The 15,928-nt window shown below is 59.2% G+C and carries 17 protein-coding genes, 1 tRNA gene and 1 pseudogene; 12 read left to right on the top strand and 7 right to left on the bottom strand.

Features of this window, described 5'->3' with window-relative positions:
• Positions 1–184: 184 nt before the first annotated feature.
• Positions 185–1,141: a hypothetical protein gene (locus ACFE72_RS20710; protein ID WP_375414992.1), complete on the bottom strand. Its 957-nt coding sequence runs from the start codon at positions 1,139–1,141 to the stop codon at positions 185–187.
• 184 nt (positions 1,142–1,325) lie between these two features.
• On the opposite strand from ACFE72_RS20710, the gene ACFE72_RS20705 reads away from it, so the two are divergent.
• Complete coding sequence (locus ACFE72_RS20705) at positions 1,326–1,550, top strand: hypothetical protein (RefSeq protein ID WP_375414991.1); 225 nt, start codon at positions 1,326–1,328, stop codon at positions 1,548–1,550.
• Here ACFE72_RS20705 and ACFE72_RS20700 read toward each other — a convergent pair.
• Positions 1,536–2,507 carry a hypothetical protein gene (locus ACFE72_RS20700; protein ID WP_375414990.1) on the bottom strand — a complete coding sequence of 324 codons (972 nt, stop codon included), beginning with the start codon at positions 2,505–2,507 and terminating at the stop codon, positions 1,536–1,538. The two genes, ACFE72_RS20705 and ACFE72_RS20700, sit on opposite strands and share 15 nt — an antisense overlap.
• A gap of 6 nt (positions 2,508–2,513) precedes the next feature.
• On the bottom strand, positions 2,514–2,948 hold the full coding sequence (locus ACFE72_RS20695) for a hypothetical protein (RefSeq protein ID WP_375414996.1): 435 nt from the start codon (positions 2,946–2,948) through the stop codon (positions 2,514–2,516).
• On the opposite strand from ACFE72_RS20695, the gene ACFE72_RS20690 reads away from it, so the two are divergent.
• The gene (locus ACFE72_RS20690) at positions 2,836–4,743 is read left to right on the top strand and encodes a ParB/RepB/Spo0J family partition protein (protein ID WP_375414995.1); all 1,908 of its coding nucleotides are present in this window, start codon (positions 2,836–2,838) and stop codon (positions 4,741–4,743) included. The two genes, ACFE72_RS20695 and ACFE72_RS20690, sit on opposite strands and share 113 nt — an antisense overlap.
• Positions 4,744–4,914: 171 nt before the next feature.
• Entirely contained in the window at positions 4,915–6,105 is a 1,191-nt protein-coding gene (locus ACFE72_RS20685; RefSeq protein ID WP_375414989.1) for a phospholipase effector Tle1 domain-containing protein, read from the top strand.
• Here the strand turns inward: ACFE72_RS20685 and ACFE72_RS20680 are convergent.
• Positions 6,102–7,826: a GMC oxidoreductase gene (locus tag ACFE72_RS20680; protein WP_375414988.1), complete on the bottom strand. Its 1,725-nt coding sequence runs from the start codon at positions 7,824–7,826 to the stop codon at positions 6,102–6,104. The genes ACFE72_RS20685 and ACFE72_RS20680 overlap by 4 nt on opposite strands.
• Positions 7,827–8,308: 482 nt before the next feature.
• Here ACFE72_RS20680 and ACFE72_RS20675 point away from each other — a divergent pair, with 482 nt between their 5' ends.
• Genes ACFE72_RS20675 through ACFE72_RS20665 form a run of 3 tightly spaced genes read left to right on the top strand, consistent with a single transcriptional unit; the run spans position 8,309 to position 9,393 of the window.
• Positions 8,309–8,644 carry a hypothetical protein gene (locus ACFE72_RS20675; RefSeq protein WP_375414987.1) on the top strand — a complete coding sequence of 112 codons (336 nt, stop codon included), beginning with the start codon at positions 8,309–8,311 and terminating at the stop codon, positions 8,642–8,644.
• Between the two features lie 9 nt (positions 8,645–8,653).
• Positions 8,654–9,013, top strand: a complete 360-nt coding sequence (locus tag ACFE72_RS20670) for a DUF2958 domain-containing protein (RefSeq protein ID WP_375414986.1) — start codon at positions 8,654–8,656, stop codon at positions 9,011–9,013.
• Between the two features lie 11 nt (positions 9,014–9,024).
• Positions 9,025–9,393, top strand: a complete 369-nt coding sequence (locus ACFE72_RS20665) for a hypothetical protein (RefSeq protein ID WP_375414985.1) — start codon at positions 9,025–9,027, stop codon at positions 9,391–9,393.
• A 149-nt stretch (positions 9,394–9,542) separates the two neighbouring features.
• Here ACFE72_RS20665 and ACFE72_RS20660 read toward each other — a convergent pair whose 3' ends face one another.
• Positions 9,543–10,277 carry a hypothetical protein gene (locus ACFE72_RS20660; RefSeq protein WP_375414984.1) on the bottom strand — a complete coding sequence of 245 codons (735 nt, stop codon included), beginning with the start codon at positions 10,275–10,277 and terminating at the stop codon, positions 9,543–9,545.
• Between the two features lie 212 nt (positions 10,278–10,489).
• On the opposite strand from ACFE72_RS20660, the gene ACFE72_RS20655 reads away from it, so the two are divergent.
• From ACFE72_RS20655 to ACFE72_RS20645, 3 genes and pseudogenes are all read left to right on the top strand, one after another.
• Positions 10,490–10,990: a hypothetical protein gene (locus ACFE72_RS20655; protein ID WP_375414983.1), complete on the top strand. Its 501-nt coding sequence runs from the start codon at positions 10,490–10,492 to the stop codon at positions 10,988–10,990.
• Between the two features lie 24 nt (positions 10,991–11,014).
• Entirely contained in the window at positions 11,015–11,326 is a 312-nt protein-coding gene (locus ACFE72_RS20650; protein ID WP_375414982.1) for a hypothetical protein, read from the top strand.
• A gap of 53 nt (positions 11,327–11,379) precedes the next feature.
• A pseudogene (locus ACFE72_RS20645) lies at positions 11,380–12,390 on the top strand (recombinase family protein); the annotation flags it as partial.
• A 63-nt stretch (positions 12,391–12,453) separates the two neighbouring features.
• On the opposite strand, the gene ACFE72_RS20640 reads toward ACFE72_RS20645, so the two are convergent.
• Both ACFE72_RS20640 and ACFE72_RS20635 read right to left on the bottom strand, forming a co-directional pair.
• Complete coding sequence (locus ACFE72_RS20640; RefSeq protein WP_375414981.1) at positions 12,454–12,741, bottom strand: hypothetical protein; 288 nt, start codon at positions 12,739–12,741, stop codon at positions 12,454–12,456.
• 171 nt (positions 12,742–12,912) lie between these two features.
• Positions 12,913–12,987 (bottom strand) — tRNA-Asn (locus ACFE72_RS20635).
• A 264-nt stretch (positions 12,988–13,251) separates the two neighbouring features.
• Here ACFE72_RS20635 and ACFE72_RS20630 point away from each other — a divergent pair.
• The 3 genes from ACFE72_RS20630 to ACFE72_RS20620 all read left to right on the top strand — a co-directional run bounded on the left by ACFE72_RS20630 (position 13,252) and on the right by ACFE72_RS20620 (position 15,850).
• Positions 13,252–13,425, top strand: coding sequence for a hypothetical protein (locus ACFE72_RS20630; protein WP_375414980.1), 174 nt, complete (start codon positions 13,252–13,254; stop codon positions 13,423–13,425).
• A gap of 151 nt (positions 13,426–13,576) precedes the next feature.
• Positions 13,577–14,242, top strand: coding sequence for a protein-L-isoaspartate O-methyltransferase (locus ACFE72_RS20625; RefSeq protein ID WP_375414979.1), 666 nt, complete (start codon positions 13,577–13,579; stop codon positions 14,240–14,242).
• 201 nt (positions 14,243–14,443) lie between these two features.
• Positions 14,444–15,850 (top strand): TolC family outer membrane protein, encoded by a 1,407-nt coding sequence (locus ACFE72_RS20620; RefSeq protein WP_375414994.1) that lies wholly within the window; start codon positions 14,444–14,446, stop codon positions 15,848–15,850.
• The last annotated feature ends 78 nt before the right edge of the window (positions 15,851–15,928 follow it).

The raw sequence follows: 15,928 nt of genomic DNA, 5'->3' as shown, positions 1-15,928 counted from the left end.
ACGATGCGTACAATCTCGCGATGAAGCGTGGCGCCTACGATCAGGTCGGCCGAGTGGAGCGTTTGGCGCATTGGATTGATGAGCGAAGGGCTTCGCGAAGCTGATCTTAACTATCAGCTTCGGCGAAGTAGAGCCGCCTCCGCCACCGAATGCAGGGTGTGGGCTGAGAGGTGTCACCCCCTCGTTAGATTAGCTCTTCGCAGAACCGCCGGAGGCCCGGATCAATCATCTTCAAGAAGTTTTCGCTACCCCTGAGAGCTCGGATAAACGCATCTGACGATGTAATTAGCTTTTGGGCGAGCCAAACATCTGGCTTGACAGGAGCCGTGCCGTAAACTTCCTGATGCACGCGATCAAAAAATGTTCTTTGTCGCTTGGTCATCATCCTAGGAACAAATTTCCGAAATTTATCTAAAAGCATTGCGTCGGAAAGATCTCCTATCTTTTGAAAATTCCCCCGGAGATCCAGTTTCGTGACAACAACCGACATGGTTACTGGCTCTTGCCGGCTTGTACCTAAACCCGAGAGAACACCTCCAGCAATTTGGTCGGCTTCAAGAAACGAAAGCGTTAGAAAATCCGGAAGGTGACCATGGCGGAAACCGAGACCTGATACATGGAGCGAACTTCCTAAGAGATGCCAATGTCCTCTTACAATCAAGTTGCGACCTACGACTGTCGCGAAACGGACCCGTGATTTTCCTTCCGCTGGATGGACAAGCAACAGTTCTTGGCAGGGGTTGCCATGCTCAGATTCCACTCGAAAAATCGCATAGGCTCCTGCGCGACGATCCACCTCCTTGTTGCGTAATGCCGGGTCTTGTCCTGCCGTTCGCTGGTATCGTCCTTCACGACCTACCGTCAACATATCCGAGCATATATTTTGAAATATAGATGCCGAACGGTTCTTACTTGTTGGATGACTGTAAAAATATTCCGCTAAAATAAGCACCGTCGGTAAATGTGCTTCTACCGCGGCGCTATGGCGGTAGCCTGTCCAGGTGTCTGCCGAAAGGGACGCCTCTCGACTGCTTACGACTGCCCATTTTTGAATGGCATCAATCAGGCTGTTGATGTCGCGGGGTCGGGGGAAGAGCGCTAACTGAAGATTTCGGAGAAGCTCACTTACAAGGACGGTCATAATAAGATCACACCTAACTTACCTATTTTCGGATGCAAATTTGACATTAATCAACTGAAATTATCTATCTTGCGCAGGATTACAACTTACAGTATGATTGTGGATAACTCATTTTTTGTACGGTCGCGTATCTTTCGTTCAATGTGGGAGCCGCGTCTAGTAGCTCATTCGACAGGAGTCGGCCGTGACCGTCCATGTTTATGAACCAGCCGCGACGCAGCAGAAAATTGACCAATCGGCGCAGCAGTCTAGAGATGATCGAGAAACGCGTTACGGATATAGGCTCGCCGCGATAGGCCTCACAGTAGCAATTACGACGATGACGGCTTGTTATGTGGCCGAGCGCGGCAAGACACATTATCAGGGACCATCAAGCGACGCGTCGAATGTGCGTTTAATCCCCTTTTGAGTCCGGCGGGTCCCGCCCCGAAATCCAAAATAAGATCATTGCCCCTATCGCTATGATGGCAGCGGACGCGGCTGTGACCTTTAGCCGTTGCGCCGTGTAACGTTCCGGCGCCAACGCGAGCGTCAACAGTAAGGTCCAAACCGCCAGCGTATAGTGGTAGGGGATGACGCGCCCAGGGTTGTCGCGCTTGATAGCAAGCACGATGAAAAACGCAGATAATCCCGCGAATGTACCCGCACCCGCCAAGTTCCATCCGTCCCAAAATTCAGCCCAATGCCAAAAGCTTGGTCGATAGTTTCGATGTCGGACTACTTCCTCAAACCATTGCGGGATTTTGAGTTCGATTAGAATAAGAAGAAAGAGGGCCGCGAATGTAAACATCAGCGCAAGTCGAGCGCCCGCTTGTGTTTCGCTTGGGCTTTTCCGCTGAACAGCCCTTCCAAGAATCACCCATGCTGCGTGGCAAATTGTGGCTCCCACCGCAAAAGCGGTGCCCCAAGAAAGCGCCAACTGGTCTTGTCCGCTCCACCAACCGTAGATGCTCGGCGCTGTTGCCGCGAGAAACATAAAAAACACAACCGGAAGAACGGCGATTTGAACCGTTTCCGGATTGGCTTGAAAATCCACAAACATTACAAGGAGCGGCATCATCGCTGCGATGACAAGGACATCATCGATCGATCGGGAGGCAAAGGCCAGCCCGTAGAATAGAATCGCTAGTATAAACATTCCCAGCCACCACCAAAATGGCCAGCAGACAAGAATAAGAACGGAAAAAGTCCGCTCCGCGCACAAAAATATGACCCACAAAACGCCTGCGGCGATCAAGGTTCGAAACGCCATTATGATGGTTACATAGTTATCATCGACCAGCAATTTCGTCAGATGACTTGATACGGTAAAAAAAATAACCGAGACGAGCGCAAAGGCTGCGGCCGTCGTTCGAGTCGATAACATTGATAATCATCCCCGCCCCAATAATTCGCTTAGATAAACAAAAAAAACGGATAACACAATTTTTAATTGAACTTTTCCCGGGCGTCGTAAACCTTTTGCGCCGCACCATCTAATCTGTTCGCAATCAAGGCCGCCAGTCGTCTCGTATCGTCCGTTGTTTTGCACGAAAGACATTTCCATGTTCGAAGCTTGTCTACCAACAGAATAAAGTGAAATTGATTTGAACAAAGCGACGGTCTTCACCTGCCGTTGCTCATGCCCTCTGATGCCCGCGCCAATAACGCAGGAAGGGCAGGCGCATGTGAAGAACGGAACGAAGAAGGATACGATAGAGGCCGAGGTAAAGTCGGTCCCGCTCAGTCGGCTGAAGAAATCGCCGCGCAACGCGCGCCAGGTCGCGCACACCGCCGCAGAAATCGCAGCCCTTGCCGCCAGCATCAAGGCGCACGGGTTGCTGCAGAATCCCGTGGTCGAGCCGGAATTCGATAAGCGCAAGAAGCCGACCGGTTATTTTCTTGTCACCGCCGGGGAAGGGCGGCGCCTGGCGCTGCTGCTGCTCGTGAAGCAGGGCGTTTTAAAGCCGTCCCACGCCGTGCCCTGCACCATCGATACCGATCACGACCCGTTCGAGATTAGCCTCGCCGAGAACGCAGTGCGGGCTCGCATGAATCCGGCCGATGAGTTTGAGGCCTTTCACAATTTGCATGTGCGAAAAGGGCTTAGCGCCGAAGATATCGCCGGGCGGTTCGGCGTGACACCCGCCGTTGTTCGGCAGCGGCTCAAGCTCGCTGCCGTGCATCCGGCGTTGATCGAGGTTTACCGCAGTGGCGGCATGAGCCTTGAGCAGCTGACCGCCTTTGCGATCACCGACGATACCGAAGCGCAGACCCGCGTCTGGGGCGAGCTTGGGGATCGCACGAGCCGCAGGGACATTCTCTCGGCGCTGACCGAGGCCCATCTACCCGCCAGCGATCCACGCGCCGCTTTTGTCAGCATCGAGGCTTACCGGGCCGCCGGAGGTGCGATTGTCCAGGATCTGTTCGAGGCGGAAGGGCAGGGCTACTTCGCCGATGCCGCGCTGGTGATGCGCCTTGCCTCGGAAAAGCTGGGAGCTATCGCCGATGCGATTAAGGGTGAAGGCTGGAAGTGGATCGAAATCATGCCTCGGCTCGATTACGCGGCCGTGGCGCAATTCCGGCGCGTTTATCCCAAGCCCAAGGACCTGTCAGAGGAGGATCAACAGCGGCTTGAGGCGCTGGAAGCCGAATATGAATCGCTCGAATATGACGTTGATGACGAAGCGGCCGAAGCCATCACTCGCCTCGAAGAGGAGATCGCCGCGCTGCAGGGCGAGCCGGTTTACGAAACCGAGGCCGTGGGTCGCTCCGGCTGTATCGTCAGCCTCGATTTTAACGGCACGCCGCGGATCGAGCGCGGGTTGGTCCGCCCGGAAGACGACGTCAAGGACGCGAAGCCGGGGCGCGCGGCTCGCGCCAAGGACGAACCCGCGCCGCTTTCCGAAAAGCTTATCGCCGAACTGACGGCTTCGAAGACTATGGCCTTGCGTGCCGCGCTGGGCGACAATCCCGACGTCGCCCTGACCGCCGTGACCCACGCGCTTGCCCTGCAGGCCTGCTTTCGCGGGGCGGCCGGGCTGACCTGCATTGACGTTCACGCCCGCAGCCCGAACCTCGAGGCGATCCTGCCCGCCATCGAGACTGCCCCGGCCACCCAGACCGTGACCAAGCGCCACGAGGCGTTGTTGAAGGCGCTGCCCGATGACCCGGCCGCGCTCTGGGAGCATCTCGCGCATGAGACGCCGGAGAGCCGCCTTGCGCTAATGGCGCATTGCCTGGCCTTCTCTGTCGATGCCGTGCAGCGGCCGGGCCCGTATGCAAGTGAACCCAAGGATGCCGATCAGCTTGCGCAGGCGCTTGGTCTCGACATGGCATCGCACTGGCGTCCGACCGCCACAAATTATCTGGGACGCGTCTCGAAAGAGCGCATTCTGCAGGCGGTCGCCGAAGGCGTCTCGAAGGAGGCAGCCGACAACCTCGCAACCCTACCCAAAGCCGCCATGGCCGATACCGCCGAGGCGCGGCTTGCCGAGACCCGATGGTTGCCAGAGCTGCTGCGCAGATCCGAACCCGAGCCGGAAGCGGAGGCAGAGCAGTCCGGCGGGAAACGCCCAAGGCAGCGCCGCGCTGCAAGAAGCGCCGCGCCGACGCCGCGTTGACACTCCTCATAGCGCATTCGCGGTCCCATAGCGGCTGCTGGCCGCTGCTATTGATTGAGAGTTTGCGGGTCATACGTATGAGTTCCGCACGGAGTTGGCCGCCGGGACGGCCGACGCAGCAACCATGCGATATGAGGATGAGTATCCTCATTGCAGTGGGAGATCAAACTCGTGAAGAATATCCTCATTTTCGCGGACGGCACGGGAAACGAAGGCGGCCTGCTACCGGATGAGAGCCGCACGAACGTCTACAAGCTCTATCGCGCGACACGAACAGGTCCCGAGGCGATCATCGATCCCCGAAAGCAGCTTGCCTTTTACATTCCAGGGATCGGCACGCCGATGCCTCGACACAACTCGCTGCTGGATCGCACTAAAGAAACAGCTCGGCAAATGTTCGGCTTTGGGCTGACGAAGAAGATCATCGATTGCTATGTCGCTATCTTGGGCGTTTGGGAGCCCGGCGACCGAATCTACTTGTTCGGTTTCAGCCGAGGCGCTTATACGGTCCGCTGTCTGTCCCACGTGCTGGAGGTTTGCGGAATCCCGACGAAGGAGCCGGGCCGGGAGACGCTGAACCTTGACCCCACGTCGCTCCGGAAAGTCGCCACAGATGCCGTGCGCTGTCTGTATACGTTCGGAATGCCAATCACGGATGATAAGAGGCTTGGCACAAGGCTCGCTGAATTTCGATCATCCTACCAGCCCCTCACTGGGCCGGAGGCCGGCTCCTGTGCATTCTTCGTCGGGATTTGGGATGCGGTAGCCGCGATCGGATGGCAGCGCTTCTTTCCGGATTGGGCTTACGATCGGCATTTTTCCAATGACGTGCGCTATGCCCGTCATCTCCAGTCGATCGACGAGGGCCGGAATGATTTCAAGCGGGTGCCGTGGGGAGGCAGCGGGACCGTTCTATGGCCAGACCGTGAAAACGAGCCGGAGCAGTTTGGCCAAATCTGGTTTGCCGGCAATCATGCCGACATCGGCGGAAGCTATCCTGAAAACGAATCGCGATTGTCCGATATCACCCTGCAATGGATGGTCGATTTTATTACGACCAAAATACCGGAGGCTTGGCGCGTCATCGTCGACCCGAGCCTGCTCAAACTTTACCCGTCGAGCGACGGTATGATGCACGACGAGTGCATGGTGGGTGTCGGCGGCACGAGGCTGCACTGGCACAAGTCCGTGCGCGACGTATCCGACACGGCAACGCTGCACGAAACGGTATACGAGCGGCTCGCGATGCCGACAGTCCGGAATTTCACCAGTTATGGGCCCTACCGACCGGCGGCGCTTCAAAATCATCAAAAAGCCAAGACGTTTTTCGCTCAGCCAGGCGTATCACCCGGGCCGAATTAGTCGGGAGCCTGGCGGTTCAGCGCCCGCGCGATGACGGCCTCCGAGACTTTGCGCGCCAGGGTCAGGCCGGTCAGCGTCGGGTTGACCGAGCCGACGGTGACGAACAGCGACTGGTCCGCGCAGTAGGCGTTCGCCACATGATGAAACCGCCCGTTGGTGTCGGTGACCGAGCGTGCCGGGTCGCTGCCCATCCACAACGTGCCGCTCTCATGGTAGGTCGATCCGAGCGCGTCCCGCTGCGGCGGCGACATCTCGATGTCGGCCGGGTTGCCGTTGGCGAGGCCCTGCGCCAGCGCCACCATGCAGGCTTCCATCCGAGTTGCGAGCTCCTCTTCTTCCGCCGAGACCGTAAACTGGACATAGGCCCGGGGCATGCCGAACTCATCGCTCTCGAATGGGCTAAGATCGATCCAGCGGCCCGCGGCATTCGGCACCGGCGTGTTCTTATCGCCGAAGAGTTCGGAGGCGCCACGGAAGGCGAAGGAGACCCAGCCCGACTGCTGCATCGCCAGCAACGTGTCGAGCTGGTCGATATCGGGGATCATCGCGTAGAGCAGGGCGTCGGAATTGCCGCCCTGGTCGGCCGAGGCCGTGACCTGGATCTGGAATTTGCCGCGCGGCGTGCGGCCCCGCACCAGCAGCGCCCCCGTCTGCAACAAGGCCGGCAGCGCGTTCTGCGGCTCGAGCGCCGCGCGCCGTACCTTGAAATACATGTTGCTGCGGATGTGGGAGATCAGATTCCGTCCCATCCGCTCCGGTTGTCCATCGGCGCCGTGGGTCGGGAACGAAAGCAGCGCAAGGCGCGTCGATTCAATCATGCCGGCGGCAAGGATCACCGCGCAGGCCGGGCTGACCGCGAGGCTTTGTCTCACGCCATTGACCGAGGCCTCGATCGCGGTCACGACGCCGTTCTGAAAGGCAAGGCGCGTCACATGCGCGTTCGGCACGACAAACAGGCGGCGCGTGGCATCGCCTTGCGATGCGGCCTCGCGCACGGCGTCGATCAACACGGTCACGCTGCTGTATTTGTCGAAGGCGAACAATCCCGAGGCGGGCGAGCGGCCCTGTACCGCAAGCGGCGGGTCCTGGATGCTCGTGACATCGGGTAGGTTGCCCTGCATCGCGGAAAAGCGCTGCTTCAAGAGATCGAATAGCGGCCCTTCGATGAAATCCGTCGTCTCGGCCACGCCCACCTGCCGCTCCAGCGTCGGATAGTGCTGACCGAGATACTGCGCTACCGAGGGCGGCCATGACGGAAGGTCGTCGGCCTCTAGCCGGGGACACCAGCCGCCCCAGTAGAGCGACTTGCCGCCGACGCAGTAGGCCTGTCCCACAAACGCGACATTGCTGCGCCAAGGCGTTCCCCAGACCAGCTCGCGCGGCGTGCCGTTATCTGTCGAAGGCAATACCGCCGAAGGAACGTTGAGACCGGGCCGGGGGAGATTCTGCACATGGGTCGGAAGAAGGAAGGGTCCCGCCTCCAGCACCAGCACCCGTAAGGGCCGGCCCCCAGCGGAACGGGCAATCTTGTCGGCGCAGTAGCCGCCGAACATGCCCGCGCCGATGATCACGGCATCGAACGGTGCGCCGCCGTTGTTGACCGCCTCGTCCCACGTATTGCAGGTGAAGCGTCCCAGCACGTCCAGCGCCAGCGTCGTTCGCTGCACATCCGGCGGCGGCTGGATGGGATCAAAGCTGTCCGCCAGGCGATGAAGAGGCATGGCGCACTCCGGTGGAACCTCTCACAATCTCAAAGCGCATTCTTCATCAAATGCCCTTCCTCGCAAGCGCAAATCCAATGCATGTTCGGTGGGCGTACCATCCTTCCATAGGTTTTGGGGGCGACCTTCCTCGCTCCGCTCGTCAGGCACGGCTCTATCCTGCCGCAAGGGCGGCAGGGCCGAGCCGCCTGAAGGCGTCTCGGCCCTTCGGGTGACGATCCTCGCCCAAACGGGCTGTCGCCCGCTTACTTCCTGGGGAGACCCCAGCAAAGGCAAGGGACAGGCCCTAAAGGGTTTTGGCTCCCCGCGGCGCAGGCGCAACGGCGATGCGAAGACGCATCGGCGTTCGCCGCGCCGGTGCCCCCAAAAAAGTCGCAAGCGACTTCCGAACCCTTGCCTGCGCTTCCCCCTTCAATGGCTGTCCATTGGTTTTATGCGCAGCTTCGCTCGCGCACTAAAACCAAAGACGAAAGGAAACAAACATGGAGACGTATCATCTGGCAATAAAATCTCAATTCGGGATCGCGTTCACAACCGTGGAGGCGGAATCGCCCGACGATGCCATCGCACGCGCGCGAAAGATCGAGGAACTGGAATTCTCGCTCTACACGCTCCAGCACGACATCTGCGCCGTCGAAGTCTTTGCCGACGATCCTGATCGAACCGAACTCAAGGAATGGCGCATCACGCCCCATCCCGGTTATCCCGAGCAATGGCAAACCTACTGGCTCATGGTCGAGATGTGGCAGCACATGAAGCGCGGCAGCGTGTTCGAAGCTTTGCGCTGCCTGCGCGGCGCGATCAGCCTTGTCTCGTAGAGGTGCGCGATGCGACTCATCCCCGACGATCTGCGCACGCGCCTTCGCACCAACGGCCAGTTCAATGAAACGCGCCGCAACAACGGCGAGAAGGAAATCGACTTCATGCCGCTGGTCAAACTGTTCGATCCCTGCGGCGCCGCGACATGGCTCTTGAGCGAAATCGATCCCCACGATCCCGATATCGCCTTCGGCCTTTGCGACCTCGTCATGGGGTTTCCGGAACTGGGTTATGTCAGCCTTTCGGAGATCGAAAGCGTAAAGGGGCCGCTCGGCATCGGCATCGAGCGTGAGGAAGGCTTCCGGGCCACCAAGACCCTGCAGGCCTATGCCGACGAGGCGCGGCTGCATCAGCGCATCATCGCGTGAGGGAGGGAACCATGAAAGCCTTCCGCAGCATCAGGGACGAAATGCGCGAAGCCATGGCCGCCTCGACGCAGCCCACCCCCGGCGGCACCGTCTCGCCCATGCAGGTGAGCCGCCCGGGCCGCCGCGCCGCGGCAGAAGAGGAGGACGATGGAGACGCGTGGCGGGCCGACCCGTGGATGGAGGCCGCCTTCGAAGGCCTGACCCATGCCAGCGAGACCGGCGAGCCCTTCGCCCTCATCCCCTGCACCATGAACGGAAACGCCTCGGTGGTTATCGCCCTCATACACCGGCAAGGACGCCAGACCCACGTCATGCCGCTGTTCCTCGCCTGCCAGCCATGGATGAAATTCGGGCCGCCCCGGGACGAACCGGAGGAATAACAACTCGCGGCGGCACCCAGGATGGGTGCATGGCGCATAGGGACGAACCTTGGTCTCCGGCTCGGTCCTCGGTTCAGGAGAGGGCGGCGCAAGCCAAATAGGCGCACTTATGGGATGGGCAAAAATCTCAGTAATTTCAATGTGGAATCTCAGCGGCTGCCCGAGCGTTTCGGCCGCGTTGAGGGGACCAAATTTGCCATGGTTCGCTTGTGGCGAAAGCACCAAACGTGCAACGCGCTGTATAGGCCGGGATCGACGCGCCGAAGGTCAGCTTGGGTCAGGCCACGGCGCACATGAGCGCCATAAACCCGTTCGAAGAATTTTAGCGGAGATTCACTTTTGTCCGGGCGGCTGAGATATGGCTCGGGCTTGGACAAGAACCGGTACCCGCCGGGCTTAGAGTTCCGAACGTAGCTGAGACGTTCGTCGATATTCGTTTTGAGGTCGCGGAGCAGGGACAGGGTTTTCCGCTTAGGGCGCTGGTAGTCAAAGGTCAGCGCATCAAGCAGACCTTCGAGGCCTTGCATTTGGACGACATCCGAGGCGCCCCGGCGCTGCCAAGCCGTCAGTTTGATGGCTACCATGGCGACCGCGAGCGTAAAGAGATCGGAGGAGCGGTCTCGGGCGGCACGGATCAGGCCGGCTTGCGTCTCCCGCGGCAATGGCAGATTGCTCTCTGCTCCGGCCGGAGCAGTCATGAGTGACCAGAACACCTCGTGCTGCGCTTGAAGGGCCGCCTCGATATCCGGTTGGGTAATCGGAGGCAGATCGGCGATCCGTTCCCGTACCTGAACAAGCCAATCAAAGAAAACTCCCAAATCTTTCGAGAGGTTTTCTCCCTCGGCCAGTTGAACCTTGGCCGGTGGCGGTTGCGTGTTAGCCATCCGGACTTCTCCCAATAGCGTGCTGAAAGTGAATGTAATCCGGGGCGCTGTCTCTCTTACCGCATCACTGCATTACTTGGCTTCGCAGCCACCAAAGAAGTGTACGCCATGATAGCCGCGCCCTTGAAAAATTTATTTGAAAAAAACGCTCGTATTGCGCGGTTCACCCGTCCCGGTGTGTGCTTGTTGATCGCAACTATCCGGAGATCCTCATGAATGCAGTCGTAAAAGTTTCCAAGCATCTGATCCCTTTCGAACGCATCGCCTTGGTCGAACCCTTTGTCATGCCGGAAGAGCCGCCGTTCGCATCGACCAAGGACTTCAAGGCACGAATTCTTCTTCTCGACAAAATGTCCGTACTCACCGAGGAGACGCCCGAGGCTCTGGCCGAGGTGAACGGTTTCAATATGATCATGCCTGACCGCGTGGCAACCAGTCCTGCGGTGCAGTTCGGGGTGGAAGCCTTCGCACCCGTAGAAAATTTCCAACCGTCTAAGCCGTATCAGTCCCGCCTCACATGGCGCGATGCCGATGGCAACGCACAGAGCAAGCTCTTACTTGCCGATCCCGATGTTGTGTTGGCCATCGCGGTAAGGGGAGAACCAGCGATTGCCGGCCAGGCGCCGACGACCGCAGGCAAACAGGTTCGCAATAAGCGGCCGCGAACGGGGCGTCGCCGGCAATTTCGCAAAGCAAGCGCCGAACTCACCTAACAGTTTTGAGTAGGAGTGGGGGCGATGGCCCTGCATGTGAAACGGCGGCGCAAGCGCCGTCACGACCGGCAGCCGCCGCTCGCAACTACGCGATCGAGTGGCCGCGCAGGCAGCGGCGCGCTGACGGCCGAATTCCTAGATGAAACAATTAGCGAGTGGCAGCCTTATTCGCGCCGGCCGCTAACGCGCGAAGACGCGCGTGAGATCATTTATAACGTTACAGGTTTCATGAATGTATTGCTGCGATGGGAGCGCGCGGCGCGACAAAATACGGCAACAATTAAGAGCAGTCGTTCGGAATGTGGAATGAACGACTCTCGCGAAGAATTCAATTGAACAAGGCTTCGTCATCGATATGATTCGTTTCGAATGAAACGGAAGCCATTGCTATGAACGCGATCGACAGGAATTCAGACATTCAGCTTCGTCGGAAGGCGGTTGCCTATGCGCGCGTTTCTTCCAAGGAGCAGGAGAAGGAGGGCTTTTCCATCGACGCACAGAAAAAACTCGTCGGTGAATACGCGGCAGATAAGGGGTTCAAGATCGAAGCCGAGTTTATCGATGTGGAAACCGCAAAGCAGGCGGGCCGTGCCAACTTCGAGGAGATGATCAAGCTGCTCCGGCGCAGTCCCTCAATTCGCGTCGTCCTAGTCGAAAAGACCGACCGCCTTTACCGCAATTTTCGGGACTACGTTATTCTCGAAGAACTCGATATCGAGATTCACCTCGTGAAGGAGGGGGAAGTCCTGTCGAAGGACTCGCGCTCGGCCACGAAATTCATGCACGGCATTAAAGTGCTGATGGCCAAGAATTATGTGGACAACCTTTCGGAGGAAGCCAGAAAGGGAATGCAAGAGAAGGCGGAACAAGGGATTTGGCCGACCGTCGCTCCGATCGGTTACCGCAACGTGGTGGGACCGAACGGAAAAAGAATTATCGAGGTTGATGAGAAGGCGGCTCCCATCGTTGCGCACATGTTCGGCTGGTACGCGAGCGGCACTCTGTCAGTGAAACGCTTGGCTGCAAAAGTGTCGGACGCGGGCCTCCTTCATCCTCGTACTGGGAAACATATCTCGGCTGCAACGCTTCATGCGATGCTACGGCACCGGATTTACACCGGCGAGTTCGAGTGGCGCGGACGTCGGTATAAGGGCAAGCATCAACCCATCATCACCCACGAACTCTTTGACCGGGTGCAAGGCGTTCTCGACGGACGCCACTCCAGGAAGTCGAAGAAGGCCAAAAAGGAATTTGCCTTTTCTGGCCTGATGTCCTGCGGTCATTGCGGCTGTGCGATGGTCGGGGAGATCAAAAAGAAGCGTTATACCTACTACCACTGCAGCGGATTCAAGGGAAAATGCGGCGAGCCCTACGTCCGGGAAGAAGTCATTGAAGAGCGGTTTTATGACCTGTTGGGGCGCACGAAATTGCCGCCGGAGCGCCTGAACTGGCTCACAAAAGCGCTAACCGACAGCCATATCGACGAGCAGAAAGAGCATGCGGAAGCCGTTGGCCGTCTTAAGGCTGAATACGAGGGCCTTCAGAAGCGAGTCCACGCACTTTATACTGACAAGCTCGACGGCAGGATCGACCGTGACGTGTTTGACACGTTTGCCGCCGAGTGCCGTACTAAGCAGGATGCTTGCCTGCGGGCGATTGAGCGGCATCAGGCCGCCGACGAGAGTTACATGCAGGAGGGTGTGCGCTTGCTCGAATTGGCAGGCGGAGCTCAGAAATTGTTCAGGCAGCAAAACGCGGCCGAGAAGCGCGAGCTTCTGGATTTTGTACTATCGAACTCGGTCTGGAAGGAGGGCAGGCTGACTGCTACCTTTCGAAAACCATTTGATATGATTGCGGAAACCGCATTGCTTACTGCCGCCGCAGATGCCGACGGAGGCGATTTCTCGGCAGGGCATATGGTTTGGCTCCCCGGGCCGGATTCGAACCAGCGACCAACCGGTTAACAGCCGGTTGCTCTACCACTGAGCTACCAGGGAACAGAGCGAAACAGTTTTCGCAACGCGCAGCGTATAACAAAGCGATCGAGGCTTGCAAAGCGGGAAATGGGGCTTCGGCGGCGGTTCTGAACTGGGCGAAAAGCCGCTGTGGCGGAGCGATACGCTGCGCCTGACGCCGAATGGAGCGGCGTTCGGCCACTGCAGCAAGCCAGGCAGAAAATCCGATCGGGTCATGAACCGGACGCCAAAACGTCTTATTCCGGGATAAGGTTGCTGTGCCGGTTCGATTCTGGAGGTGATTTGATGCCAACCATTGATTTCGGTCGAACCGACCCGTCGATCGCTCCAAGCGATGCGCCGGGGATGAGTGATGACGAATGCCTTGTCCGGCTTGCGCAGGCGGTTAAGGAACATGACGCCGGACAGCTCGACGAAGTCGCGCGGCTGATCGGCCGGCTGGCCGTACCGATCGAATAAAACAGTACCGTGGCGCCCGGCGGCTCACGCCGCCGTGTCGCGTTTCGGCGAGCCTTGCATCGAGCAAGCCTTGCATCAAGCAAGCCTTGCATCAAGCATGGCACTGTCCTAGGTCCTCCTCGCGAGGAACTTCATCGATTAGGGATCGCCAATGTCCGACTTTTCGACCGCGCGCCAGAAAATGGTCGATGGTCAGGTGCGCCCGAGCGACGTCACAGACGTGCGGATCATCGACGCGATGCTCACCGTGCCGCGCGAGGCGTTTGTCCCTGAAAGCAAGCGCGCGCTGGCCTACCTCGACCTCGACCTCGATGTCAGTGAAGCGGGTGAGGCCAAGCGCTTCCTGATCAAACCGGTGGTGATCGCAAGGCTGCTGCAGGCCGCCGAAATCAGGGATAGCGACCGCGTGCTGGTGGTCGGTTGCGCGAGCGGATATGCGGCGGCGGTGGTGGCGAAACTGGCAGGCCGCGTGACGGCTACCGAAAGCGACGGTACGCTGGCTGCGACGGCAGGCGACGTGCTGGCCGAGCTGGGGTTAGGAAATGTCACGGTCCGGAACGCCGCGGCGGCCGAGGGGGATGAAGCCAGCGCACCCTACGACGTGATCGTTCTTGCCGGGGCGACCGAGATCATTCCGAATCGGCTCTACCGGCAGCTCGCGGATGGCGGGCGGCTGGTCGGCGTTTTTGCCATGAGCAGGCCGCAGCGAGCGATGATCGTCACGCATTCCCACGCCGATTTTGGCGACCGTGTACTTTTCAATGCGGCGGTGCCAATTCTGCCCGGACTGGAACGGCCAGCGGCGTTCGTTTTCTAACGTAAACACTCGATAGTTCATTCCAGATTCCAGGTGTGGCCTAGATGCCCCATCTCAAGAGTTTCCACAGCGATCTGCCGCCAGGGGTTCCGTCACCTTGGCCCGCAGAATAAGGTGAGGCGGGAAATCGACTCCGGTCGAAGCAAATAATCCGGCGGGCGCTGCCGAGCCGGAGAGGCGTCATGGATGGATTACTTGAGAATGGCTGGCGTAAGGGTCGTTGCCGGAGTCGCGGCCGCAGTCTTTTTGTCGGCGAATATGGGCGTTGCTCCCGTATTGGCCGATACGATCGACGCAGCGCTGGTGCGCGCCTACCAGAACAATCCACAACTCAATGCGCAGCGCGCGCAGGTTCGTTTCACCGACGAAAACGTGCCGCAGGCGCTGTCGGGTTATCGTCCGCGCGTTGCGATCACCGCCAGCGCCGGCACGCAATATATTGACACGCAGACCACGTCGGGCGGTAACGCCAACAATCTGGTCAAGACCGATTTCCACGGTGTCAATGCGCCACGCAGTATCGGCGCGACGGCGACGCAGACCCTCTTCAACGGCTTCCAGACCGCGAATCGGACGCGCGCCGCCGAGGGGCAGGTCTCCGGCGCGCGCGAAGGATTGCGGGTTCTCGAGCAGAACGTGCTGCTCTCCGCCGCCACGATCTACATGGACTATCTGCGCGATTCCGCGATCGTCGAGGTTCAGCGCAGCAACGTTCGCGTTCTTGAGCAGACCTTGAAACAGACTCGCGACCGCTTCAACGTCGGCGAAGTGACGCGCACCGACGTCGCGCAGTCGGAGGCCCAATTGGCCGCAGGGCGCACCCAGCTGCTCACCGCCGAATCGAACCTCGTCACCACCAGAGCTAATTTTCGCCGCATCATCGGTAACGAACCCGAGGCACTTGCACCGGGTTCTCCCGTGGACCGGTTTCTGCCGGGCACGCTGCCCGGCGCCGTCGATCTGGGGCTGACCGAAAATCCTAACGTCACCGCTGCGATGTTCGGCATCGACGTCAGCTTCCTTCAAGTGAAAGTGAATGAAGGCGCGTTGCTTCCGACCGTTACCCTGCAGGGCTCGGTGCAGCAATCCTACGAACAGACGCTGACCGTGTACCGTACCTTCGGCGCTTCCGCCGTCGCGCAGCTTTCCGTGCCGGTTTATCAAGGCGGCGCGGAATATTCGCTGATCCGGCAGTCCAAGGAGAATCTCGCGCAGCAGCGCCTCGCCCTCGAACAGATTCGCGACCAGACCCGCGCCAGCGTCGTGCAGGCCTGGGGCCAACTGGTCGCGGGCAAGGCGCAGGTCGCCTCCGCGCAATCCCAGGTCTCCGCATCGGAAATCGCACTCAACGGCGTGCGTGAGGAAGCCAAGGCCGGGCAGCGCACGACGCTGGACGTGCTGAACGCACAACAGGCGCTGGTCAATGCGCGGGTGGCGCTCGTCACCGCGCAGCACGATCGCGTCGTCGCGTCCTACGCGGTTTTGAACGCGGTCGGACGGTTGGCGCCGCAAGTGCTCGGACTTAAAACGACCGTCTATGATCCGAGCGTGCATTATCATCAGGTCCGCGACAGCTGGGTCGGCGTGCGCATCCCTGACGGCCGATAGCGCGGACTTGAGCGGGAACCTTGAAAAGCTGCCTCACAGCGCTTGGGTTGCAATCAATTGTCGCCATGACGTAGCCTT

The organism is uncultured Bradyrhizobium sp. (assembly GCF_964252615.1).
Classification (GTDB): Bacteria; Pseudomonadota; Alphaproteobacteria; order Rhizobiales; family Xanthobacteraceae; genus Bradyrhizobium.
The sequence above is the reverse complement of the archived record's forward strand: the minus strand, read 5'-3'. Positions and strand labels throughout refer to the sequence as shown.